Raw genomic sequence first — 24,058 nt, forward strand, 5'->3', positions numbered from 1 at the left:
TTTTTTTATTTAAATAATAAAGAAATTCATATATAAATATCCTCGGAAGATGGTAATGCTTCTTTCGAGGATATTTGATTTTATAGGATTAAAAAAGGATTATTGCCTAGTCTTCTTTCAGGTTGTACTTCAATCTCTGATATTTACGAATTGTCTCCCGTTGAAGACTTTCAAGTGTACTGATCTCTATGGATAGTTGGTGGAGCTTGGGATCGGTCTCTTTGAGAATTCGTGCTGTTTTATAATCATAGATTTCCGGTACAACTTCCCGGTTTCTTTTACATTCGTCCAGTAGATAGGAAGCACAGGCTATATAATGCTCTTTGAAGGCTTTGCGTTTTTTTTCGAGCAGCGGACGGTAAGTCTTATCTTTATTGTATATGCGTTGATAGAAACCGTCCAAGGCAATTTTGCGGTCTTTTTTCTGTTCCGTATTGATGGCTCTTTTATATAAAGAATCGAGGGTGATATACTCCGGGTAGGATGTCAATAGTGCTTCAAGTTCTTTTTTAGCCTTTTCATAGGCTAATCTCTGAGGTTCCAGTTCTTCCGGTTTTATGGTAGTGGCAAGTTGTATCAACCGGGGTTCGCGGTTGAAGTTGGTGATTTTGTAGAGTTTCTTGCAATATTCAATGTATTTTTCTGTTATTTCCCAATTGTACTGCAAAGTTTTTTCTTGCAAATCAGTCTGTATGCTTGTCAGTGCATTTTCTAATTGAGCAATTTCAATTTGTAGCGAATCTGCTTTGGAAAGGGGCTGTGCTGCTATCGGCAATAGGCAGTAAAGTGTAAGGACCGCTGATAGGATGTTTCTTTTCATGATACTTAGATATTTGGTTTAGTAACAGAGACAAATATAAATTCTTTATTTTATAAATCCAACAAATCCTTTAGTTTCTTGAAAGATAAGCGGTGCAGGTGTTTTCCGTTCTCTGTATATTGCCGTATTTTGTTTTTTGCTCTGAACAAATTTTGCCATATTTTGCTTTCTGCTCTAAACAAATTCGTATCTTTGTGCTCCAAATTACTAACACCTCTGTTTCTATGCAAGAAAAGATTATTATTCTTGATTTCGGCTCACAGACCACGCAGCTTATCGGTCGCCGTGTTCGCGAGTTGAATGTATATTGTGAAATTGTGCCTTACAACAAATTTCCTCAGGGAGATGCGAGTGTAAAAGGAGTTATTCTTTCAGGTAGTCCATTTTCCGTATATGACGAAAGTGCGTTTAAGATAGATTTAAACGAAATCCGTGGTAAATATCCTATATTGGGAATCTGCTACGGTGCACAGTTTATAGCCTATACCAACGGCGGTAAGGTTGAACCTGCGGGTAGCCGTGAATATGGACGGGCGCATTTAGCTTCTTTTGATAAAAACAATGTGCTTTTTAAGGGAGTAAAGGAAAATACTCAAGTGTGGATGAGTCATGGCGATACTATTACTGCCATTCCTGAAAGCTTCAAGACTATAGCTTCTACGGATAAAGTGAAGATTGCCGCTTATCAGGTGGAAGGAGAGAAAATGTGGGGTGTACAATTCCATCCGGAAGTATTCCATAGCGAGGACGGTACACAGATGCTGAAAAACTTTGTAGTGGAAGTCTGCGGTTGCAGGCAGGACTGGAGCGCAGCTTCGTTTATCGAAACTACGGTTGCCCAGTTGAAGGAACAATTGGGGGATGATAAAGTCGTGCTCGGTTTGAGCGGTGGCGTTGACTCTTCTGTTGCTGCTGTATTGCTGAATCGTGCTATCGGAAAGAATTTAACTTGTATTTTTGTGGATCATGGCATGCTGCGCAAAGATGAATTTAAAAATGTATTGCACGATTATGAATGTCTTGGTCTGAATGTTATCGGAGTGGATGCAAGCGCTAAATTCTTTGCGGAATTGGCAGGAGTGACCGAACCTGAAAAGAAGCGTAAGATTATAGGTAAGGGTTTCATTGATGTATTCGATGAAGAGGCTCATAAGATTAAAGATGTGAAATGGCTGGCTCAAGGAACGATCTATCCAGACTGCATCGAGTCGCTTTCTATTACCGGAACTGTAATCAAGAGTCATCATAATGTAGGTGGACTTCCTGAAAAAATGAATCTGAAATTGTGCGAACCCTTGCGACTGTTGTTTAAAGATGAGGTTCGCCGTGTAGGACGTGAGTTGGGCATGCCGGAGCATTTGATTACCCGTCATCCTTTCCCCGGTCCGGGATTGGCTGTTCGTATTTTGGGTGATATAACTCCGGAAAAGGTGAGTATTCTGCAAGATGCGGATGATATTTTTATTCAGGGATTGCGCAATTGGAAAGTGAAAGATGCCGGAGGAAATGAGACAACTCTTTATCATCAGGTATGGCAGGCAGGGGTTATTTTACTTCCTGTGCAGTCTGTAGGCGTAATGGGTGATGAACGTACATATGAACGTGCGGTCGCTTTACGTGCTGTTACTTCCACAGACGCAATGACTGCAGACTGGGCGCATTTGCCTTACGAATTTTTGGGCAAGGTTTCCAATGACATTATTAATAAGGTGAAAGGTGTAAACCGTGTAACCTATGATATATCGTCAAAACCGCCTTCCACAATTGAATGGGAGTAAAAACGGTTGCTGAAGATATATTAAAGCAAAGATTATGAAGTGAACCCCGAAAGTTATTTAATTTTCGGGGTTCATTTCATTTTAATAATCTTCTTGAAGATATTTGCATTTTATGTACTTGGTCAGTTTATCAAATTTTCAACATTAGGCAGTATGATTTCCCCGCGGTGTAATTCAACCAATCCTTTTGTTTGCATAGTATTGAGGGCTTTTGACACTCCTGTTCGGGTTTCGTTGATGATTTGAGCCAAATCCTCCATTTTTATTTTCAATATTTTTTCGCCCGACAGCCGTTCTGTATGACTGAGGATGAAATGGATAATGCGGCTTTCGGGACTATTGCCGAATACAGCCCATAAGCGGTTGTGCAGCATTTGAGTGCGGTTACTGATGATATTCATGTAATTCAAGCGGAATATTTCGTAGTTGAAGAGCTCTTTCACTACAAATGCTTTGCTGATGCTGACCGTATGCACTTCGGTTCTTGCCCGATATGTAGAAGCATAATGCGTTTTCATGCCGAATATGGAGTGAGCCTCAATCAGGAAAGGGGCTGGAAAATATTCGGTGAAGCAGTAAGAAGAATCGGCGGATGATGTGGAAGATGCAATTTCTCCTTTTAGGACGAAGACCAGTTCATGACAGGCGCCCCCCTCTTTTAAAAGAAGCTCACCTGGCTTATATTTTGTGAAGTGCAATTTGACCTTTTCCAAAATACGGGTGAAGTCTTCTTGGGCAAGTCCCTGAAACAGGGGTAATTGTAATAACGTATCAAACATTGTTTCCATATCATTCTCATCTTCTGGTTTAAGAACAAAAGTAGATATAATCGAACTCTGCCGTAAACACTTGCCCTTTCTTTTTGTTTTTTTTATTATTTCTTAAACGTGCTACTCATTCACTTTTAAGAAATTTTGCGAAATACATAAAAATAGATTATTTTTGTAGAAAAAAGGAGGGACATATGTTTTCAGCATTTAATTGGCAGCAGATGACAAGTGCTTTTATCGTGCTGTTTGCCGTGATAGATATTATAGGCTCTATTCCTATTATTATCAATTTGAAAGAAAAGGGGAAAGATGTAAATGCGCTGAAAGCTACATTAATATCGTTTGCCTTGCTGATAGGTTTCTTTTATGCGGGTGATATGATGCTGAAATTGTTTCATGTGGACATTGAGTCATTTGCGGTGGCCGGTGCGTTTGTTATTTTTCTGATGTCGCTGGAAATGATTCTTGATATTGAAATCTTTAAAAACCAGGGGCCGATTAAAGAAGCAACGCTGGTTCCGCTGGTCTTTCCGCTATTGGCAGGAGCGGGAGCCTTTACAACTTTACTCTCTTTGCGTGCAGAATATGCCAGTATCAATATTATCATTGCATTAGTCTTGAATATGATATGGGTATATTTTGTTGTCAGCATGACCGGGAGGGTAGAACGTTTTTTGGGTAAAGGTGGCATTTATATTATCCGTAAATTTTTTGGCATTATCCTGTTAGCAATTTCAGTGCGTTTGTTTATGGCAAATATTTCATTGCTGTTGGACAGCTTTCGTCATTAGTTCTTCTTTTCTTTTTCCTGTGTAGAAGGAATTGTAACAGCTTTCCATAAAGAAAGATATTGAAAGGCATCATAGGGCAACTTGCCGTGTGTTGAAATTCCCGGTCTATCCCTGCTTCTAAGAATCCAAGCGTGGATGAAGCGAATAAATAAAAATAGTGGTATACCATCGCCAGAACTATTTGTAGCCCGTCATGCTTCCTATATTGTACAGGGATTTATCATTTTCGTACAATGCTTTGGATTATTTGCTTGAAAAGCGAAAAAAAAAAGACTTTTTATTTTGCGTGTAGGCTTTAATTCGTATTTTTGGGCATTGCTACAAGCTTTGTAGCGCATATACCTGAAATAATTAACCTTTAAATAATGCACAACTATGAGTTATTTACGATTTGACAAGACCTTGATGGTTAATCTGCAAGAATCTTTGCCAAGGGAGATACTTCGGACTAACAAATCAGGAGCCTATCATTGTACAACGATTGTAGATTGTAACACACGCAAATATCACGGCTTGTTGGTAATTCCCGTTCCCAACCTGGATGATGAAAACCATGTGCTGCTGTCTTCTTTGGATGAAACAGTGATTCAGCACGGTGCAGAGTTTAACTTGGGATTGCACAAGTATCAGGGAAATAATTTTAGTCCGAACGGACATAAGTATATCCGTGAGTTTGATTGCGAGCATATCCCGGCAACTACTTACCGTGTGGGAGGCGTTATTCTCCGCAAAGAGAAAATTTTTGTACATCATGAGAACCGGATACTGATTCGTTACACCTTGGTCGATGCCCATTCGGCAACAACACTTCGGTTCCGTCCCTTTTTGGCATTCCGCAGCGTACGCGAATACACGCACGAAAATGCACAGGCAAGCCGTGATTACCAACCGGTGGAAAACGGTATTAAAACCTGTATGTATCCCGGCTATCCGGAACTTTATATGCAGTTGAACAAAAAAAACGAATTTCATTATCAGCCGGATTGGTATCGTGGCATTGAATACCCGAAAGAACAGGAACGCGGTTACGATTTTAATGAAGACCTGTATGTACCCGGTTATTTTGAAGTAGATATAAAGAAGGGTGAAAGTATCGTTTTCTCTGCGGGTATCTCCGAAATTTCACCGCGTAAGCTAAAGCAGACTTTTGAGGCTGAGGCAGAAGACCGTACTCCGCGTGACAGCTTTTATCACTGTTTGAAAAATTCGGCTCACCAGTTCCACAATAAACAAGGAGAAGAACATTATGTACTTGCAGGCTATCCCTGGTTTAAATGCCGTGCGCGCGACTTGTTTATCTCTTTACCGGGCTTAACTTTGGCCGTGGACGAACAAGATGAATTCGAGGATGTTATGAGAACGGCGGAAAAGGCTATCTATGCTTTCATTGAGGATAAACCGGTTGGTTATAAAATATATGAGATGGAACATCCTGACGTGCTTTTATGGGCAGTATGGGCTTTACAGCAGTATGCCAAGGATACATCGCGCGAACAATGCCGTTTGAAATACGGCAGGTTATTGGAGGATATTATGAATTATATCTGCGCTCGTAAGCATGATAATCTTTTCTTGCATGAAAACGGTTTGCTTTACGCAAATGGCAAGGAAAAGGCAGTTACCTGGATGAACTCTACGGTTAACGGGCATCCTGTAATCCCTCGCACCGGATATATTGTTGAGGTGAATTCGCTGTGGTATAATGCATTGCGTTTTGTTTCAGACATTGTGCGTGAGGGTGGAAATGACATTCTTGCAGACAAATTGGATGCTCAGGCAGAAATAACAGGAAAATCGTTTGTGGAAGTTTTTCGTAATGAATACGGTTATCTGTTTGATTATGTAGACGGTTATATGATGGATTGGAGCGTTCGTCCCAATATGATATTTGCTGTTGCTTTTGACTATTCTCCATTGGATAGGGCACAGAAGAAGCAGGTACTTGATATTGTGACAAAAGAATTGCTGACTCCGAAAGGTCTGCGTACATTGAGTCCTAAAAGTGGGGGATATAATCCCAATTATGTCGGTCCTCAGATTCAGAGAGATTACGCATACCACCAAGGCACAGCCTGGCCGTGGCTTATGGGCTTTTATATGGAAGCGTACCTGCGTATATATAAGATGAGTGGTATTTCGTTTGTAGAGCGGTATCTGATCGGTTTTGAAGATGAGATGACGAGCCATTGCATAGGTTCTCTGCCCGAGTTATTCGATGGAAACCCGCCGTTTAAAGGAAGAGGCGCGGTATCGTTCGCCATGAATGTGGCGGAGATTCTGCGTATCTTGAAATTGTTGTCTAAGTATAATTTATAGGAGGAGGAACGAAGATGAAAGTTTTAATGTTTGGTTGGGAATTTCCTCCCAAAATATATGGTGGCCTTGCAGTTGCATCATACGGAATCACGAAGGGTTTGAGTCAGCAGGGAGATGTGGAGACTACTTTCTGTATGCCTAAGCCTACAGGTGAAGAAGAGAAATTCTTGAATATAATCGGTATGAACCAGGTGCCTATCGTGTGGCGTGATGTTGATTACGATTATTTGAAGTCTCGTTTGTCGACAATGAGTCCGGAGCAATATTATGCTTTGCGCGACCATATTTACTCGGATTTCTCCTATATGCACGTCAATGATCTTGGCTGTATGGACTTTGCCGGCGGTTATCCCGGAAATTTGCACGAAGAAATCAATAACTTCTCGATTATAGCCGGAGTTGTGGCACGTCAACAGGAATTCGACATTATTCATGCGCACGATTGGCTGACATATCCGGCTGGTGTACATGCGAAGATGGTGAGTGGCAAACCGCTCTGTATCCATGTGCATGCAACAGATTTTGACCGTTCGCGGGGTAAAGTTAACCCCACGGTCTATTCCATGGAAAAAAACGGAATGGATTATGCCGACTGCATTATGTGTGTGTCGGAACTTACCCGTCGTACTGTTATCAACGAGTATCATCAAGATCCGAGAAAGGTATTTGCCATGCATAATGCGGTGTACCCGCTTTCGCAAGAATACCAGGATATTCCGCGTCCTGAACATTCGAAAGAGAAGGTCGTGACTTTCCTCGGACGTATCACTATGCAGAAAGGTCCGGAATATTTTGTGGAAGCTGCTGCACTGGTGTTGCAACGTACCCGCAACATCCGCTTTGTGATGGCCGGTTCGGGTGATATGCTGAATGCCATGATTAATATGGCTGCCGAACGTGGCATTGCAGACCGTTTCCATTTTCCCGGCTTTATGAAAGGTAAGCAAGTGTACGAAGTTTATAAGAATAGTGATGTATTCGTTATGCCTTCCGTTTCCGAGCCTTTCGGTATCGCCCCGTTGGAAGCCATGCAGTGCGGAACTCCCTCTATCATTTCCAAGCAGTCCGGATGTGGTGAAATCCTCGATAAGGTAATTAAGACCGATTATTGGGATATTCATGCTATGGCGGATGCCATTTATTCCATCTGTATGAATCCGTCTTTATTCCATTATCTTCAGGAAGAAGGAAAGAAAGAAGTGGACGGAATTACCTGGGAAAAGGTGGGCTTGAGAATCCGTGCTCTTTACGAGGATGTGTTAAGAAACTATGGTAAATAATAAAACAACAAATACTAATGAGAACTATCTGTCTTTATTTTGAGATACATCAAATTATACATCTGAAACGTTATCGTTTCTTTGATATTGGTACAAACCATTACTACTATGATGATTATGCCAATGAAACAAGTATTAATGAAGTTGCCGAACGTTCGTATATTCCTGCACTGAATACGCTTATTGGAATGGTGAAGGATTCGGGTGGTGCGTTTAAAGTGGCTTTATCCATCTCAGGTGTGGCATTGGAGCAACTGGAAATCCATGCACCTGCTGTAATCGACCTGTTGCACCAGCTCAATGATACGGGATGCTGTGAGTTCTTGGCTGAACCGTACTCTCATGGACTTTCTTCTTTAGCTAATGAAGATTGCTTCAAGGAAGAGGTGATGCGTCAGAGTGCTAAAATGAAACAAATGTTTGGCAAAGCGCCCAAGGTGTTCCGTAACTCCAGTCTGATTTACAATGACGAAATTGGTGCCATGGTGGCAAGTATGGGTTTTAAGGGAATGCTGACTGAAGGGGCAAAACATGTGCTTGGCTGGAAGAGTCCGCACTATGTGTACCATTGTAATATGAATCCGAACTTAAAGTTGCTGTTGCGCGATTTTAAACTGTCGGATGATATTAGTTTGCGTTTCTCGAATTCCGAGTGGAACGAATATCCGTTGTTTGCCGATAAGTATATCAGTTGGATCGATGCATTCCCGCAAGAGGAGCAGGTTATCAACATATTTATGGAGCTTTGTTCATTAGGGATGTCACAGCCTTTATCCTCCAATATTCTGGAATTCCTGAAGGCATTGCCTGCATGTGCTAAGGAAAAAGGCATTACTTTCTCAACTCCTACCGAAATTGTTACCAAGTTGAAATCCGTTTCACAATTGGATGTACCTTATCCTATGTCGTGGGTGGATGAAGAAAGAGATACAAGTTGCTGGTTGGGTAATGTAATGCAGCGTGAGGCTTTCAATAAACTGTATAGTGTGGCCGAGCGTGTACATATCTGTGATGACCGCCGCATCAAGCAGGATTGGGATTATTTGCAGGCCAGCAACAACTTCCGCTTTATGACGACCAAGAATAGTGGAGTAGGGTTGAACCGCGGTATCTATGAATCACCGTATGATGCTTTTACTAACTATATGAATATTTTGGGAGACTTTATCAAGCGTGTTGATTCTCTTTATCCGGTGGATATTGATAACGAGGAGCTGAATGCTTTGCTTACTACAATCAAGAATCAGGGGGATGAAATAGAAGAACTTCATAAAGAGTTGGAAAAAGCGCAGAAAAAGTTGGAAAAGGAAAAAGCCGCTGAGAAGAAAAAAGAACCGAAAGATGCTTCTAAGCCTGCTACAAAGTCTACTGCAAAGAAAGTTACGGCAAAGAAGCCTGCTGCCAAGTCTGCCAAATAGCACTATCCGGCTTTAGATAATGTTAGTCCTCCATGCTTTATTTGAGAGTATGGAGGACTTTTTTTGTAGCTTGGATTAATTCTATTCTGCTTATGTCAGAACCTTCTCTTTCTTTAAAGTAAACTATGAAGGTGTGTCGTAATGCACGATGCACCTCTTTTTTGTTCATCACTATACAAATCTGTTCATTTTCTTTAAGCTGCGATAATTCGAAGATTTCTTTGATTTATGTGTCTCCAGCATCTAAATAAAGCGACAGTAAGTTCATAAAACCATCCAATCAGCCATTTCGTATCTTCTTTTGTCAGTTTTGCACACATTTTTTTTATATTGAAGGCAATGGCTAGGAAGGCAAAGTCCATGAAGACCTTGTCCTTTCCAAAATGTCGGAAACGTTTGTAGTTCATATTGTTTTTAATTTGTCCGAACACGGCCTCCGGTTCTATGCATCTCTGCCCTCTGTGTTTCAGTCCTTTCTCAGAGCAGAGCAGTTCTTTGGCTCTCCGCTTGTATTGTCTAAGCCTATGATTCAGTTCTATCGTCCTGTTTCCTTTTGCTTTAAAACAGCGGCATCGCAGGGGACAACCTTCACACCTGACAGCTCTGTACCGTGCATTTTCGCTGACATATCCGGATGCGGTTTTCACATTCCTGGTGCCTATCCTCCGCATCCTTTGCCCCATAGGGCAGATGCAGAAGTCATGTTCTTCATTGTAGTAGAAGTTTTCGGCCTTGAACGGGGCCGGTTTGAATCTCGGCCGCTGCTCCATGTGGAAATAGTTGTACTTTACGTAGGCTTCCATGCCGTTTTCGGACATGAAGCGGTAATTCTCTTCGGAGCCATAGCCGGAATCAGCAACCACCGTATGGGCCATCCGTTCATACCTGTTTGAAAAAGATTGCAGGAAAGGAATCAGGGTCAGTGTATCCGTAGGGTTCGGGAAGAGTGCAAAATCGGTGATGAACTGATTTTCGGTGCCGATTTGAAGGTTGTAACCGGGCTTCGTCTGTCCGTTGCGCATGGCATCCTCCTTCATTCTCATAAAAGTAGCGTCCTTGTCCGTCTTGGAATAGGAATTCCTCTCTTGCAGTGTTTCCAGATGGCAGTCGTATTCCTGCAGTTTGTCCCTGTGTTCTTCCAGTTCCTTCAGCTGTTTGCGTTTCTTTTTCAGTTCAGTCTTTTCCTCTTTCGCGGATGGCTCGGAAACCTGTTCCAGTGCATGACGCAATTCTCCTGCCATTTCAGTCAGCATGGCCGGAGTGAACTCAACTTCCTCATTGTTCTCTGATGACTTCTCCTGAGCAATGACATCGTCTATCTGCCCTAACAGGACATGTATCTTCTTCATCAGGCGTTCACGGTTCCGCTCAACCGTTTTTCGCCAGACGAAAGTGTACTTGTTGGCTTTGGATTCGAGCTTTGTCCCGTCAATATATTCCACATTCAGGCTGATGAAGCCTTTGGAAGAGAGAAGAAGTACGGTTTGCGTAAACACTTCGTTAATTTCCTTCTTCACCCGGTTGCGGAAACGGTTGATGGTAATGAAATCCGGTTTCTCATATCCGGCCAGCCAGATATAATGGATGTCACGGTGAAGGAGTTTTTCAATTTTCCGGCAGGAGTAGATGTTGTTCATATAGGCATACAGAATGACCTTGAGCATCATCTTGGGGTGGTAAGGGCTGCGACCGCATTCCTTATACAGTTTTCTGAAACTTTCAAGATTCAAGCCCTCAACCAGGGCGTCAACCATGCGCACCGGATCGTTTTCTGCAATATCCTCATCAATTCTTTGAGGAAAAAGAACGGTTTGGTTGGGATTGTAAGGACGAAAATGTATCTTTGTCATAGTAAAGAACTTATGCTTAAAGATACAAAATCTTTAGGTAATAACAAAGCCCCAGCTTGTGAAAGTCGGGGCTTTGTGCGTAAAAAACAGAAGGTGTGCATTTTGACACACCTTCATAAAGATATAGAATCTAAGTTCCTGCTTTTTTTACTTATTGAAAGAAGTATATGTAACCTCTATTTGCAATTTGGTTCCACCCTGTTCCGGGTCTCCACCTTTCAGCTTGGCATACGTAGGCTTCAAGTCATGCTGAATACCAATTATGGAAGGAGTAGTGCTGTTTGTATCGTAGGTCACAACTACGGGGATTATTACTACTTTATCCCAATCCTTTCCTTCGCCTTCGCTCCATTCTGTTTCCCATGCAGTTTCATTCCACGATGTACCTGCCGCTTCTTTGGCTTTCTGTTTGGCGGTCTTTTTTTCATTGATGCAAGCAGAAACCAGACGGGCTATATTCATAAAGGTGTATTGGTTGGTTTCGATACTGTTGTGAGTTGCGACAAAAGAGGTTACATTGTTTGCAAGCTCATTGTTGACAAAGAAAGAGTCCATGTCTTTTTTACGCAGCAACAGTACGGTTTCCGGTGCACTCATGCTGAATTTATACTTGTTACTTTCCTGATTATAGTTTGTGAAAGTCAGCTTGACAGCATTCAGTGTGTCGTTTGACAACTCTTCATGTATTTTATCATAGGGCAAGGTTGCCTCTGTAAAAATACCTGCAGGCGATTTGAGATAACTCCAACCGGTTTCATTCGCTTTCTTGATTAATTCCTCGGAGCTTTCAAACTTATTGGCTTGAATAACTTCTTTGGTGGAGGCAAACACTGTTGCCGTACTATAATATAAAGAGTCTTTACCGTCTTTTTTGGTGAGCTTTACTCCTAAACTGTCTACGTAATGAAAGCGGAATTGCATTTGCAGGTCCACACGGTCAACGTATAGAATTGTTCCGTCTCCGTAATCCGTCTTAATATAGACTCCTTTCAATACATTGTCAATAAACTTCTCCGAGTTTTTGAAGAAATCGTTTTCTCCTCTTTGGTAGGCTCTGTTCAACTGCAGGAGTTCATTTCCAAACTGCTTGCTTAGAGGCAGAGTTACATTGGGATAAAAAAGACTGTTTCCATTAGAGTCGGTAGCATTTCTTACAGAGTCGGGAACAGAGGTGTCATAAGCAGTATATGCTTTGTGCAACTCAAAATAACCGGTTTCTTCAAAATGCGGCTTGTCAGTTTCATTTCCGTAATATTCTTTCGGATTAATATCGGTATAGTGCTTGTTTTCTAATCTTTTGTCCAGCTCATATACCGACATTCTGCATGGATTTAAGGAATCTCCGAACCATGAAGAGTAGTATATTGTTAACTGTGCTGAAACGACGGTATCACCCGCCATTGTTCCCACATGCTTTTCCGGGTCGTATACTGCGGGGAATTTGAAGTCGTCCGTACAGTTCAGCTCAGTCAGGAAGCTGGCTTCGTAGCTTCCAAAACCTTCGGGAGCAGGATCTGTGAATTTACCTACATATCCCGTACTTGTCTTGGCATAAACTTTTTCTGCAAGGAGAGATTTGGTGGTGACATCAAAAGTCGTAGTTGTGGCTGAAATACCGTCAGAATCAGGTAACATGCTCATGCCCAATGTGCCGGTATTGTCATCGCATCCGTAGAAAGCCAGAATTGCAAAAAGCAATATCCCTAAATATTTTACTTTCATAATTCTTCGTATTGATACTTTATTTTTATTCTGCTCCCCAAACCTGGTCGTAGAAGTCGTTGCAGGCATCTGCAAAGATTTCGGGAGATTGATAGCCTAAGACAGGCTTGCCGATTTGGCGGGCATATGCTATCACTTCCTCATTCACGTGTTCGCTTTGCTGGATGACACCGTCGGAATAGTCCACCGCCAGTTTGCAGAGAGCTGTATAGTCCACCGGCTCTTTCAAATCGGCAACGTCTTTCTTACTGATACCCTTCAGAAGAAGCTTGCTGGCAAAATCGGGATGGAACGGTTCCTTGAAGTCATTGTCATAAAGTGAAAAGACAACTTTTGCATCTCTGAATGACGGTTCGTCTTTATACGCTTTCTTGATATACAGCGGTGCTAATGCAGTCATCCAACCGTGGCAGTGGATGACGTCCGGACACCAACGCAGTTTCTTGACTGTTTCCAATACACCGCGTGCATAGAAAATAGCGCGTGCATCGTTGTCTTCATATTCAACGCCGTTCTCATCAACCACTTGCAGGCGGTTCTGAAAGTAATCGTCGTTGTCGATAAAGTAAACTTGCATGCGGGCAGACTGTATGGAAGCTACTTTAATGATAAGCGGATGGTCGGTATCGTCAATGATAAGGTTCATGCCGGAGAGACGTATCACTTCGTGCAATTGGTTTCTGCGCTCGTTGATGTTTCCCCATTTGGGCATAAACGTTCTGATTTCTCTGCCTTTTTCTTGGATTGCTTGCGGCAGGTTTCTGCCAACAAGGGACATTTCGGATTCTGAAACGTAAGGGGTAATTTCTTGTGTTATAAATAAAACCTTGTTCGCTTTTGTCATAATAACGATGTTCTCAATTATTCTGCAAAGATATAAAAAAAATCGGGCAATAAAGCAAGACGAGCTCATCTATAATTCCTTATGAATTGTTAACTGTTTGTATATCAGTGATAAAAAGGGTCGGATACAGCTTTGGATATGGAATGACTTTTGCATTAATTTATGATATTTCTTCTTTATGTGGTAAATAATAGCTTATTTTGCATCGTTTTGCGAACAACTAAGTTATTATATAACCAATAAAAATGGAAATAGTACATACTATCAAGGACTTGCAGGCCGGACTTTCGGCTATGAGAGCCCAGGGTAAGAAGGTCGGTCTGGTACCTACGATGGGGGCCTTGCATGCCGGTCATGCTTCATTGGTAAAACGTTGTGTGGCGGAGAATGATGCCGCTGTAGTAAGTGTTTTTGTAAATCCTACTCAGTTTAATGACCAAAATGATTTAATCAAATATCCCCGTACGCCGGAAGCTGATTGTCGTTTGCTGGAAGAATGTGGGGCTGCGTTTGTTTTTGCTCCGGCAGTGGAGGAGATGTATCCGGAACCGGATACGCGCCAATTCAGCTACGCACCTTTGGATACGGTAATGGAGGGAGCCTTTCGTCCGGGACACTTTAACGGTGTGTGCCAGATTGTGAGCAAGTTGTTTGATGCGGTGCAGCCGGATCGCGCCTATTTCGGAGAAAAGGACTTTCAGCAATTGGCCATTATCCGTGAAATGGTGCGTCAGATGAAGTATCCGTTGGAGATTGTAGGTTGTCCTATCGTACGTGAGGAAGACGGCTTGGCGCTGAGTAGCCGCAATGCCCGTCTGTCTGACGAGGAACGCAAAAATGCCTTGAAAATTTCGCAGACTTTATTTGAAAGTCGTACCTTTGCGGCTTCGCATACGGTTGCTGAGACACAGAAGTTTGTGGAAGATGCCATTGCAGCCGCTCCCGGCTTGCGTTTGGAATACTTTGAACTGGTGGACGGCAACACGTTGCAGAAGATTGCCGATTGGGAAGATACTTCGTATGCCGTGGGTTGCATTACGGTGTTCTGCGGAGAAGTCCGCCTGATTGACAATATCAAGTATAAGGAATAATAAACATAAAAAAGCCAATCTTATGATGATTGAAGTGTTGAAGTCTAAAATCCATTGCGCCCGTGTTACGGAAGCCAACCTCAATTATATGGGGAGCATCACGATTGACGAGGATTTGATGGATGCCGCTAACATGATTGCCGGCGAGAAGGTTTATATTGCCGACAATAATAACGGTGAACGTTTTGAAACTTACATTATTAAAGGCGAGCGCGGTTCGGGCAAAATCTGTTTGAACGGCGCGGCAGCCCGTAGGGTTCAACCGGATGACATTGTTATTATCATGTCGTATGCATTGATGGACTTTGAAGAGGCCAAGACGTTTAAGCCGACGGTGATTTTTCCTGATCCGGTGACAAACAAGGTGGTGAAATAAGTTCTGTATCAGATAGAAAGAAAAAGAAAGCGTATCGTTCATTGCGATACGCTTTCTTTCTTTTTATGGTGAAGTTTCTTTAGTTCTTCAGTTGTTCATTCATTGCTGCGGCAGCTTTCCGCCCGTCGCCCATAGCAAGGATTACGGTAGCGCCGCCGCGGACAATGTCGCCACCGGCATAAATGGTCGGTATGGACGACTGCATGTTGTCGTTTACGGCAATCGTACCTTTGCGCCCCAATTCAAGTCCTTTGATAGAACTCGGAACAATCGGATTAGGAGAAACACCCACGCTGACAATGGCAAGGTCAATGTCAATCGTTTCGGTAGCTCCCGGAATGGGGACAGGACTGCGGCGTCCGGAAGCATCGGGTTCGCCCAGTTCCATTTTTTGAAGAACCACCTGTTTTACTTTTCCTTGCTCGTCGGCAATGTATTCTATCGGGTTGTGGAGTGTCAGGAATTCTACACCTTCTTCCTTGGCATGTTTCACTTCCTCGATACGTGCGGGCATCTCTTCTTCCGAGCGGCGGTAGATAATCATAGCGCGTTCGGCGCCCAGGCGGCGGGCTGTGCGGACGGAGTCCATAGCCGTGTTACCGCCACCGATAACGGCTACGCATTTACCGAAAGGCACAGGCGTATCGGAATCTTCGCTGGCGGCGTCCATCAGGTTGACGCGCGTCAGGTATTCGTTGGACGATAGGATATTGATGGAGTTTTCACCGGGGATGTTCATGAAGTTCGGCAGTCCGGCACCGGAAGCGACGAATATGCCTTTGAACCCTTCTTCTTCCAGTTGTTCTACGCTTAATGTCTTGCCGATGATGCAGTCCTTGATAAACTTCACACCCATTTGGGCAAGGTTCTCGATTTCTACATCCACAATCTTGTTGGGCAGACGGAACTCGGGGATACCGTATTTCAATACGCCGCCGATTTCGTGCAGTGCCTCGAATACGGTAACATCGTAACCATATTTCGCCATATCTCCGGCGAAAGACAGACCGGCGGGTCCCGAACCGATTACAGCAATCTTAATGCCGTTCTTTTCTTTGATTTCCGGCACGGAGATTTGTCCGCTTTCCCGCTCGTAATCTGCAGCGAAGCGTTCCAGATAACCGATGGCAACCGGCTTTTCGTTCATCTTTAAGTGGATACACTTGGATTCGCATTGTTTTTCCTGCGGACACACACGACCGCAGACAGCGGGCAATGCGCTGGTTTCTTTCAATGTTTTGGCTGCTTCCAGAAACTCGCCGCGTTCTATATTCTTGATGAAACGGGGTATGTCTATACCTACGGGGCAACCCTCCATGCACCCCGGATTGGCGCAGTCCAAACAACGTTTGGCTTCTGTCAGGGCCTGTTCCTCGGTCAATCCCCGGTTCACTTCTTCCTTGCGGCTGTGCGAACGGTATTCCGCATCCAACTCGTTCATTTCCACGCGGGGAATGGCAGTACGCTCTTTGGCTTTCATGGACTTGCGCAGTTCTTGACGCCAGGCGGCATTGCGGTTTTTTTCATCTTCTGCCTGAGTGTTCTCGCCGGTTGCCTGACAAGTTTGCGGTTCTTCCAGTTTATGCATTTCTTCGCGTTCGATATTTTTGAATGCACCCATGCGTTTCAGCATTTCGTCGAAATCTACCTGGTGACCGTCGAATTCCGGGCCGTCTACGCATACAAATTTGGTTTTACCGCCGATGGTGATACGGCAGGCGCCGCACATTCCGGTTCCGTCTACCATGATGGTATTCAAGGATACATCGGTGGGTATTTCGTATTTCTTCGTCAGCAAACAAACGAATTTCATCATAATGGCCGGGCCGATACAGAAGCATTTGTCTACTTTCTCGCGTTTGATAACATCTTCCACACCTTCCGTAACCAAACCTTTACGGCCGTATGAACCGTCGTCCGTCATGATAATGACCTCGTCGGAGCTTTCGCGCATCTCTTTTTCAAGGATAATCAGCTCTTTGGTGCGTCCTGCCAGCACTGTAATCACACGGTTACCGGCAGCTTTCAATGCCTGCACGATGGGAAGCATCGGGGCTACACCCACACCGCCACCGGCGCAAACAACAGTTCCGAAGTTCTCGATATGGGTGGCTTGTCCCAGCGGACCGACAACATCGGTTATATAATCACCTTCATTCAGCTCACACAAGCGGGTAGATGAGAGACCTACTTCCTGTACAACCAAAGTGATAGTTCCCTTTACAGGGTCGGCAGCGGCAATGGTCAGCGGCATGCGCTCGCCTTTTTCGCCTACACGTACTATTACAAAGTGTCCTGCCTTGCGCGATTTAGCAATTAACGGTGCTTCAATTACTAATTTGAAGACCTTTTCAGAGAAATGTTCTTTGCTAATGATTTTATTCATTATCTTATAATTTTGTTGGTGTAATTACGCGATTTCTTTCAGAATGATAGATTATGCAAAGATACGGGTTATTTGTTAATAACAAAGAATGTGCAGGGGAAAAAAGAGTCAGAGGGAAGGGATGAAAGGGTTTTGAGGATAGAGAATGACCTTTTAAAGGAAGAGGGACTTGAGGAGTGAGGGGGCAATTATGGGGATTTTAGTTTTGACACACATTCCTGTAAGATATAAGGCTTTCAGCCTTCTGCTCTGTATGAAAGGTGCGTCAGAATAATAGGAATTTTATATTCTGACGCACCTTTTATTATTTTGAATGAGGAAATGATGTTTCCTTAGTCAATCATCTCAAATCCTGTATAGGGAACCAGTGCTTTCGGAATGCGGATACCTTCCGGTGTCTGGTTGTTTTCCAATAGCGCTGCTACGATACGCGGCAATGCCAGCGCAGAACCGTTCAGTGTATGGCAAAGCTCTGTTTTCTTTTCCGCTGTACGGTAGCGGCATTTCAGGCGGTTGGCCTGATAAGTGTCGAAGTTGGATACCGAACTTACTTCCAGCCAGCGTTTCTGTGCTTCGGAGTACACCTCGAAGTCGAAGCAAAGGGCAGCTGTAAAACTCATGTCGCCACCACACAGACGCAGGATGCGATAAGGCAGTTCCAGTTTCTGGAGCAATCCTTCCACATGGTCCAACATCTCTTGGTGAGACTCTTTGGAATGTTCCGGCTTGTCGATGCGCACCAATTCTACTTTGGAGAATTCGTGCAGACGGTTCAAGCCGCGTACGTCTTTACCGTATGAGCCTGCTTCGCGACGGAAACATTGCGTATAAGCGCAGTTTTTGATAGGAAGCTGCTTCTCGTCAAGGATTACATCGCGATAGATATTCGTTACGGGAACTTCGGCAGTCGGAATCAGATACAAATCGTCCACTTCGCAATGATACATCTGACCCTCTTTGTCGGGCAACTGGCCTGTTCCGTAACCGGAAGCCGCATTGACCACTGTCGGCGGCATTATTTCCGTATAGCCCGACTTGCGTGCCTCGTCCAGGAAGAAGTTGATGAGCGCACGTTGGAGCTGTGCGCCTTTTCCTTTATATACAGGAAAGCCCGCACCCGTGATTTTAACACCCAGGTCAAAGTCTATCAGATCGTATTTCTTGGCCAGTTCCCAGTGTGGAAGCGCATCTTTGGGAAGTTCGGTTTCCATGCCGCCCATTTTTTCAACCACATTGTCGTCGGCGCCTACACCTTCGGGTACGCTGTCGTAAGGAACATTGGGAATTGTATAGAGCAGGTTCTGCAGGTCGGTTGCAGCTTGGTCCATTTCTTCCTGCAATGCCTTGTTGGCTTCTTTCAATTCGGCTACACGGTTTTTGGCAGTCTCTGCCTCGTCTTTCTTGCCCTCTTTCATCAGCATTCCGATAGATTTGGACAGGGAATTGACTTCCGACAGGTTCTTATCTAAGATTGTTTGGGTATTGCGTCGTTTGTTGTTGGTTTCCAGCACTTGCTCAATGGTTTCTTTGGCGTTTTTGAAGTGCTTTTTCTCCAGTCCGCGGATTACCGCGTCGGTATTGTCTGTAATTTGTTTAATGGTAAGCATATCTTATACTTGTTTTTATGATATTCCGGATTTGTGAGGGCAAAGATAGTGCAAATCAAAAGTATTACAAAAAAGAAACTTGCTTATTTTTGCGCTTAAAAAGAAAGGGATGCAATCAGACAGATTGCATCCCTTCGCTTTATTTTTTGTCCGGAAACTTATGCTTCTGCATTTTCGGCAGGAATAACAGAAACGAATCTTCTGTCTTCTCTACCTACTTTGAACTGTACAGTTCCGTCTACCAAGGCGAAAAGAGTGTGGTCTTTACCCATACCGATGTTGTTACCCGGATGGAATTCAGTACCTCTTTGACGAACGATGATGTTACCTGCCTTGCAAGCTTCGCCACCAAATATCTTAACGCCTAATCTCTTGCTCTGTGATTCGCGGCCGTTCTTAGAACTACCGACACCTTTTTTATGTGCCATTTCTTCTTACTGTTTTAATTTGATTAAGCTACTACTTCCTTAATTGTTAACTCTGTGAATTGCTGACGGTGACCGTTCAGTTTGCGATATCCTTTTCTTCTTTTCTTGTGGAAAACAAGAACCTTGTCACCTTTTACCAAACCGGAAACAACTTCGCAAACTATCTTTGCGCCTTCTACAGTAGGAGCACCTACAGTGATGTTGCCGTCTTTGTCTACCAAAAGAACTTTCTCGAATTCTACTGTTGCACCGGCTTCAGCGTTTTGCATGTGGTGTACAAACAGTTTCTTGCCAACTTCTGCTTTGAATTGCTGGCCGTTGATTTCTACAATTGCGTACATTTCTTATATATAATGTATAAGTTAGCTCCGTCGGGTGGTCTCTAATCACTTAGAATACACTTAATTAAACCCGGTGCGGAATAATCGGGCACAAAATTACCTCTTTTATTTGGAACGGACAAATCTTTCTTTCTCTTTTTTTAGACAATTAATATTTCGTGCTTAAACAAATGCTTCTCCATAAGCCGGGATGTTCCGGGAGTGCCGTTAAGCGGTGGAGATGCGAAGGCTTATTCGTTCCATCGTGGAGAACATTCTGTTCCACCGTGGAGGAAATTTTGTTCCACCATGGCAGAACAAAACTTTCTCCATAGCGGAACGATTTAATTGTGGCAAGGTATTTCCTTAAGCATTATATAAAGATGAGAAAGCAAAAGAAAGCGGCGAATGCAGCAAAGAGGAGCAGCAGAAGCGCAATGCGACGTACACTGATGTTCCTTGGGGATGCAGCGGCGGGCAATGGTTCCCGTTCTAACAATTCTTCCAGGCTGCTCATTATTTTCTTGTGCGGGTATTTCTTCAGTTCTTCGGCGGTGGTCATGCCGTGCGTGATACCTGCAAAATCCACTCCGGCCTTTTGTGCGGTTTCTGCATCTACCGTACTGTCACCGATGTACAGTGTTTCGGCCTTGGTGACATGGAGTTGCCTGATGGCAAGCAGCAGACCTTCCGGCGATGGTTTGGGCGTTTGCACATCTTCTCCGCCGATGATGATGTCAAGAAAGTCTTCGGGAAAATGCTGGTCCAGCAACTCCTTGATGCGGTAACGGAATTTGGTGGATATAATTCCGATGCGGGCGCCTGAATCTTTCAAGGCTGCCAGTACCGACTTGGTTTCAAGGAAAAGCACGGTATTGACGGTCATGTGCGTATCTGCCTCTTTTATATATTCTTTTTTGAACTCAGCCAACTGGCGGGTATCGGTTACGCCGGAAAGAATGGAAAAAGATTCTTCCAGCGTTTTGCCGATGGTGCGTTTGATGTCGTTGTCGGTCGGGTGGGTATAGCCGTGGCGGTTCAGCACGTTGCGGAAACAGGTGACGATGCCGCGTGAAGAATCGGCAAGCGTGTAATCGAAGTCAAAGAGGTAAGTTGTATAGTTCATTTGTTTTTTTACGCAAACATAAATAAAAAACATGAGTTCCGAATGCTTTATCTTGTAGAAAACTTTCTTTATCCGTTTTGGGGGTGCGGACGAAAAAATATGCAAAAAGTGTGAAAACATACATGTTTTTCTTATATTTGTATTCGGACATACTTATGGAAATAAGTGTTATTTCATGTTGAGTTGTTTTAATAGGCAGTTTGAATATGTTAACCGTATCATATTATGAAAATATTGAGATCCATTTGTACAGTCTTGCCTGTCCTGTTGCTATCCTCTTGTATGCAGCGGGACGCTTTGAAAGTCGCAGACGAATGTTATGCAGACTATGTAAATCCGTTTATCGGTACAGATTTTACCGGGAATACATATCCCGGTGCACAGGTTCCCTTCGGCATGGTGCAACTCAGTCCCGACAACGGGCTTCCCGGTTGGGACCGCATTTCGGGATATTTTTATCCCGACAGTACGATTGCCGGTTTCAGTCACACCCATCTTTCGGGTACAGGGGCGGGCGATTTGTATGACATTTCCTTCATGCCGGTAACTCTTCCTTATAAGGAGGCTGAAGAACCGTTGGGCATCCATTCCCGGTTCTCGCATGCCGATGAGTCCGCAAGCGCAGGTTACTATCGCGTGCTCCTGAAAGATTACGATATCAACGTAGAGCTTACCGCAACCGAGCGTTGCGGCATTCAGCGCTATACCTTTCCTCAGGCTGATGCAGCCGTTATCCTGAATTTGAGGAAAGCCATGAACTGGGACTTTACGGAAGATTCTTATGTAGAGAAAGTGGATTCCGTTACTATTCAGGGCTATCGTTTTTCTGACGGATGGGCGCGCGGTCAGCGCATCTTTTTCCGTACACGCTTTTCCCGCCCCTTTGAGACGATGCGGCTGGATTCGGCAGCAGTCCTGAAAGATGGAAAAAGAATCGGGACTTCGGTCATGGCACGTTTTGACTTTAAGACAACAAAGGGAGAACAGCTCCTTGTGAGCACGGCCATTTCGGGGGTAAGCATGGAAGGGGCAGCACGTAATCTGGCGGCGGAAGTACCTGATGATGATTTCGATAAATACCTTGCTGCCGCACGCAAAAACTGGAACGGGCATTTGTCACGGATAGAAATCGAGTGCGGCAATCGCGATGAAAAGGTGAAGTTTTACACGGCCCTTTACCACTCGATGCTGGCTCCTACCATCTATGCCGATGTGGACGGTTCTTATTACGGGCCCGACAGGCAGGTACATAAAGCCGACGGATGGACGAATTACAGCACTTTCTCCTTATGGGATGCGTACCGTGCCTCTCATCCGCTTTATACTTATATAGAACCGGCGCGTGTGAACGACATGGTGAAATCCTTCCTTGCCTTTTATGAGCAGAACGGTCGCCTGCCGGTATGGAATTTTTATGGCAGTGAAACGGATATGATGATAGGCTATCACTCCGTACCGGTCATTGTGGATGCCTGTCTGAAAGGTATAGGGGATTTTGATGCTAAGAAGGCTTTGGAGGCTTGCGTGGCTACAGCCAATATGGATGATTATCGGGGTATCGGCCTTTATAAGAAGCATGGATATGTGCCTTACAACGTGACGGATAGCTATAATGCAGAGAACTGGTCGCTCTCCAAAACCCTGGAGTATGCTTACGATGATTACTGTATAGCCCGCTTGGCCGAGAAGCTGGGTGAGCGGCAGGTAGCGGATGAATTCTACAAACGTTCGCAGAATTATAAGAATGTATATAATCCGCAGACATCTTTCATGCAGCCGCGTGATGACAAGGGAGCTTTTATAGACGGTTTCTCGCCGGATGATTATACGCCGCATATTTGCGAAAGCAACGGTTGGCAGTATTTCTGGTCGGTGCAGCAGGATATTGATGGGCTGATAGCCCTGACCGGCGGGAAGGAGCGCTTTGCGCAGAAGCTTGACAGTATGTTCACGTACCGCCCTGCCGATGATGAGGAGCTTCCAATTTTCAGTACCGGTATGATAGGGCAGTATGCGCATGGCAATGAACCGAGCCATCATGTTATTTATCTGTTCAACAAAGTGGGGCAACCCTGGAAAACCCAGAAGTATGCGTCGGAGGTGATGCGTGAGCTGTATAAGAATACGCCCGCCGGCTTGTGCGGTAATGAGGATTGCGGGCAGATGTCTGCCTGGTATGTATTCAGCGCCATGGGATTCTATCCTGTAAATCCGGTTGGCGGTGAGTATGAAATAGGTACGCCGCTGTATCCGGAGGTAAGGATGCGGTTGTCCAATGGCAAAACCTTTACGGTTCTTGCTCATGGGGTGAGCGGGAAGAATAGGTATATCCGGTCGGTGAAGCTCGACGGAAAGCCTTATGACAAAAGTTATATTATGCATGAGCAGATAATGAACGGCAGTATTCTGGAGTTCGAAATGGGAAGTGAACCCGGAAAAGCATGGTATTGAGCTTACCTTGAAATAATATATGGAAGATGAGTTTGACATAGTGTACAGGCAACTTTTCCGGAAATACTATGCGAATCTGCTGTTTTATGCAGCGCGCATGGTAGGGGAGGAAGATGCCGAGGATGTGGTGCAGGAAGTGTTTGTGGAGCTCTGGCACAGAAAAGACAGTGTGACAGTGGGCGAGCAGATACAAGCTTTTCTGTACCGGGCGGTTTATACCCGTGCACTGAATGTGTTGAAACATCGCGACATCAAGAACAGCTATGAAGCAGCCATGCAGGAAGTGTACAATAAACGCGCCCTGTTTTACCAGCCGGATGATAACGATGTGCTGAAACGGATAGAAGACCGGGAATTAAGGAAGCATATCATCAGCGCCATCGACGAATTGCCGGAAAAATGCAAGCTGGTATTTAAGCTCAGCTATTTGCACAATATGAAGAATAAGGATATTGCCGAAGCCATGGATGTATCGCTCCGTACGGTAGAGGCTCATATGTATAAGGCATTGAAATTTTTGCGTAGCCGGCTGGAAGGTTATATCCGGAACAAATAGCTGTAAGGTTTTGATTGTAAGATAAATATTTTTTGTTGAAAAAAAAGTGTTTGCTCGCGTAAGTGTTTTCCATAGGTGTGGTTGTTATATTATCGTAGTGAAAAAATCTAATATAAAGTAATTAGTTT

The 24,058-nt window shown here is 44.0% G+C and carries 18 protein-coding genes and 1 pseudogene; 9 read left to right on the forward strand and 10 right to left on the reverse strand.

Going from position 1 to position 24,058, the window contains the following annotated elements:
- Window positions 1-106: 106 nt before the first annotated feature.
- Window positions 107-820, reverse strand: coding sequence for a DUF5039 family protein (locus tag NQ565_RS06745; protein WP_005657924.1), 714 nt, complete (start codon window positions 818-820; stop codon window positions 107-109).
- Between the two features lie 224 nt (window positions 821-1,044).
- Between NQ565_RS06745 and guaA the strand changes: the two genes are divergently transcribed.
- Window positions 1,045-2,598 carry a glutamine-hydrolyzing GMP synthase gene (gene guaA / locus NQ565_RS06750; RefSeq protein WP_005657920.1) on the forward strand — a complete coding sequence of 518 codons (1,554 nt, stop codon included), beginning with the start codon at window positions 1,045-1,047 and terminating at the stop codon, window positions 2,596-2,598.
- Between the two features lie 122 nt (window positions 2,599-2,720).
- On the opposite strand, the gene NQ565_RS06755 is transcribed toward guaA, so the two are convergent.
- A complete protein-coding gene (locus NQ565_RS06755) occupies window positions 2,721-3,386 on the reverse strand; it encodes a Crp/Fnr family transcriptional regulator (protein ID WP_005657919.1) in 666 nt (221 codons plus the stop codon).
- Between the two features lie 176 nt (window positions 3,387-3,562).
- On the opposite strand from NQ565_RS06755, the gene NQ565_RS06760 reads away from it, so the two are divergent.
- The 4 genes from NQ565_RS06760 to NQ565_RS06775 all read left to right on the forward strand — a co-directional run bounded on the left by NQ565_RS06760 (window position 3,563) and on the right by NQ565_RS06775 (window position 9,173).
- Window positions 3,563-4,159, forward strand: a complete 597-nt coding sequence (locus tag NQ565_RS06760; RefSeq protein WP_005657918.1) for a MarC family protein — start codon at window positions 3,563-3,565, stop codon at window positions 4,157-4,159.
- A gap of 375 nt (window positions 4,160-4,534) precedes the next feature.
- A complete protein-coding gene (locus tag NQ565_RS06765) occupies window positions 4,535-6,475 on the forward strand; it encodes a glycogen debranching enzyme N-terminal domain-containing protein (RefSeq protein ID WP_005657916.1) in 1,941 nt (646 codons plus the stop codon).
- 14 nt (window positions 6,476-6,489) lie between these two features.
- On the forward strand, window positions 6,490-7,755 hold the full coding sequence (locus NQ565_RS06770) for a glycosyltransferase family 4 protein (RefSeq protein WP_005657914.1): 1,266 nt from the start codon (window positions 6,490-6,492) through the stop codon (window positions 7,753-7,755).
- 17 nt (window positions 7,756-7,772) lie between these two features.
- Window positions 7,773-9,173 carry a glycoside hydrolase family 57 protein gene (locus NQ565_RS06775; protein WP_005657911.1) on the forward strand — a complete coding sequence of 467 codons (1,401 nt, stop codon included), beginning with the start codon at window positions 7,773-7,775 and terminating at the stop codon, window positions 9,171-9,173.
- Between the two features lie 194 nt (window positions 9,174-9,367).
- On the opposite strand, the gene NQ565_RS06780 is transcribed toward NQ565_RS06775, so the two are convergent.
- The 3 genes from NQ565_RS06780 to NQ565_RS06790 form a co-directional block, all read right to left on the reverse strand.
- Window positions 9,368-11,023 (reverse strand): IS1182 family transposase, encoded by a 1,656-nt coding sequence (locus NQ565_RS06780; protein ID WP_005656266.1) that lies wholly within the window; start codon window positions 11,021-11,023, stop codon window positions 9,368-9,370.
- Between the two features lie 147 nt (window positions 11,024-11,170).
- Complete coding sequence (locus tag NQ565_RS06785; protein WP_005657910.1) at window positions 11,171-12,745, reverse strand: DUF4270 domain-containing protein; 1,575 nt, start codon at window positions 12,743-12,745, stop codon at window positions 11,171-11,173.
- Between the two features lie 25 nt (window positions 12,746-12,770).
- On the reverse strand, window positions 12,771-13,589 hold the full coding sequence (locus tag NQ565_RS06790; protein ID WP_005657908.1) for a glycogen/starch synthase: 819 nt from the start codon (window positions 13,587-13,589) through the stop codon (window positions 12,771-12,773).
- Window positions 13,590-13,834: 245 nt separating this feature from the next.
- On the opposite strand from NQ565_RS06790, the gene panC reads away from it, so the two are divergent.
- Together panC and panD are read left to right on the forward strand one after the other, a co-directional pair.
- Window positions 13,835-14,680 (forward strand): pantoate--beta-alanine ligase, encoded by an 846-nt coding sequence (gene panC / locus NQ565_RS06795; protein ID WP_005657906.1) that lies wholly within the window; start codon window positions 13,835-13,837, stop codon window positions 14,678-14,680.
- A 22-nt stretch (window positions 14,681-14,702) separates the two neighbouring features.
- Complete coding sequence (gene panD / locus NQ565_RS06800; protein ID WP_005657904.1) at window positions 14,703-15,056, forward strand: aspartate 1-decarboxylase; 354 nt, start codon at window positions 14,703-14,705, stop codon at window positions 15,054-15,056.
- A 79-nt stretch (window positions 15,057-15,135) separates the two neighbouring features.
- Here panD and NQ565_RS06805 read toward each other — a convergent pair whose 3' ends face one another.
- The 5 genes and pseudogenes from NQ565_RS06805 to NQ565_RS06825 all read right to left on the reverse strand — a co-directional run.
- Complete coding sequence (locus NQ565_RS06805) at window positions 15,136-17,442, reverse strand: bifunctional dihydroorotate dehydrogenase B NAD binding subunit/NADPH-dependent glutamate synthase (RefSeq protein ID WP_005657902.1); 2,307 nt, start codon at window positions 17,440-17,442, stop codon at window positions 15,136-15,138.
- 332 nt (window positions 17,443-17,774) lie between these two features.
- Window positions 17,775-19,049 (reverse strand): serine--tRNA ligase, encoded by a 1,275-nt coding sequence (gene serS, locus NQ565_RS06810; RefSeq protein ID WP_005657900.1) that lies wholly within the window; start codon window positions 19,047-19,049, stop codon window positions 17,775-17,777.
- Between the two features lie 158 nt (window positions 19,050-19,207).
- The gene (rpmA, locus tag NQ565_RS06815; protein ID WP_005657898.1) at window positions 19,208-19,477 is read right to left on the reverse strand and encodes a 50S ribosomal protein L27; all 270 of its coding nucleotides are present in this window, start codon (window positions 19,475-19,477) and stop codon (window positions 19,208-19,210) included.
- A gap of 23 nt (window positions 19,478-19,500) precedes the next feature.
- Window positions 19,501-19,818 carry a 50S ribosomal protein L21 gene (gene rplU / locus NQ565_RS06820; protein ID WP_005657896.1) on the reverse strand — a complete coding sequence of 106 codons (318 nt, stop codon included), beginning with the start codon at window positions 19,816-19,818 and terminating at the stop codon, window positions 19,501-19,503.
- Between the two features lie 394 nt (window positions 19,819-20,212).
- Window positions 20,213-20,923: pseudogene (locus tag NQ565_RS06825) on the reverse strand (HAD family hydrolase); the annotation flags it as partial.
- A 225-nt stretch (window positions 20,924-21,148) separates the two neighbouring features.
- Between NQ565_RS06825 and NQ565_RS06830 the strand changes: the two are divergent.
- Together NQ565_RS06830 and NQ565_RS06835 are read left to right on the forward strand one after the other, a co-directional pair.
- Window positions 21,149-23,374: a GH92 family glycosyl hydrolase gene (locus NQ565_RS06830; RefSeq protein ID WP_040316311.1), complete on the forward strand. Its 2,226-nt coding sequence runs from the start codon at window positions 21,149-21,151 to the stop codon at window positions 23,372-23,374.
- 19 nt (window positions 23,375-23,393) lie between these two features.
- Window positions 23,394-23,930: an RNA polymerase sigma-70 factor gene (locus tag NQ565_RS06835; RefSeq protein ID WP_005657893.1), complete on the forward strand. Its 537-nt coding sequence runs from the start codon at window positions 23,394-23,396 to the stop codon at window positions 23,928-23,930.
- Window positions 23,931-24,058: the final 128 nt, after the last annotated feature.

It is taken from the genome of Bacteroides stercoris ATCC 43183 (genome assembly GCF_025147325.1).
Taxonomy (GTDB): Bacteria; Bacteroidota; Bacteroidia; order Bacteroidales; family Bacteroidaceae; genus Bacteroides; species Bacteroides stercoris.

Coding starts and splice junctions, on each gene's coding strand:
- NQ565_RS06745 (WP_005657924.1), bottom strand. CDS start 820: ATGAAAAGAAACATCCTATCAGCGGTCCTTACACTTTACTGCCTATTG.
- guaA (WP_005657920.1), top strand. CDS start 1,045: ATGCAAGAAAAGATTATTATTCTTGATTTCGGCTCACAGACCACGCAG.
- NQ565_RS06755 (WP_005657919.1), bottom strand. CDS start 3,386: ATGGAAACAATGTTTGATACGTTATTACAATTACCCCTGTTTCAGGGA.
- NQ565_RS06760 (WP_005657918.1), top strand. CDS start 3,563: ATGTTTTCAGCATTTAATTGGCAGCAGATGACAAGTGCTTTTATCGTG.
- NQ565_RS06765 (WP_005657916.1), top strand. CDS start 4,535: ATGAGTTATTTACGATTTGACAAGACCTTGATGGTTAATCTGCAAGAA.
- NQ565_RS06770 (WP_005657914.1), top strand. CDS start 6,490: ATGAAAGTTTTAATGTTTGGTTGGGAATTTCCTCCCAAAATATATGGT.
- NQ565_RS06775 (WP_005657911.1), top strand. CDS start 7,773: ATGAGAACTATCTGTCTTTATTTTGAGATACATCAAATTATACATCTG.
- NQ565_RS06780 (WP_005656266.1), bottom strand. CDS start 11,023: ATGACAAAGATACATTTTCGTCCTTACAATCCCAACCAAACCGTTCTT.
- NQ565_RS06785 (WP_005657910.1), bottom strand. CDS start 12,745: ATGAAAGTAAAATATTTAGGGATATTGCTTTTTGCAATTCTGGCTTTC.
- NQ565_RS06790 (WP_005657908.1), bottom strand. CDS start 13,589: ATGACAAAAGCGAACAAGGTTTTATTTATAACACAAGAAATTACCCCT.
- panC (WP_005657906.1), top strand. CDS start 13,835: ATGGAAATAGTACATACTATCAAGGACTTGCAGGCCGGACTTTCGGCT.
- panD (WP_005657904.1), top strand. CDS start 14,703: ATGATGATTGAAGTGTTGAAGTCTAAAATCCATTGCGCCCGTGTTACG.
- NQ565_RS06805 (WP_005657902.1), bottom strand. CDS start 17,442: ATGAATAAAATCATTAGCAAAGAACATTTCTCTGAAAAGGTCTTCAAA.
- serS (WP_005657900.1), bottom strand. CDS start 19,049: ATGCTTACCATTAAACAAATTACAGACAATACCGACGCGGTAATCCGC.
- rpmA (WP_005657898.1), bottom strand. CDS start 19,477: ATGGCACATAAAAAAGGTGTCGGTAGTTCTAAGAACGGCCGCGAATCA.
- rplU (WP_005657896.1), bottom strand. CDS start 19,818: ATGTACGCAATTGTAGAAATCAACGGCCAGCAATTCAAAGCAGAAGTT.
- NQ565_RS06830 (WP_040316311.1), top strand. CDS start 21,149: ATGAAAATATTGAGATCCATTTGTACAGTCTTGCCTGTCCTGTTGCTA.
- NQ565_RS06835 (WP_005657893.1), top strand. CDS start 23,394: ATGGAAGATGAGTTTGACATAGTGTACAGGCAACTTTTCCGGAAATAC.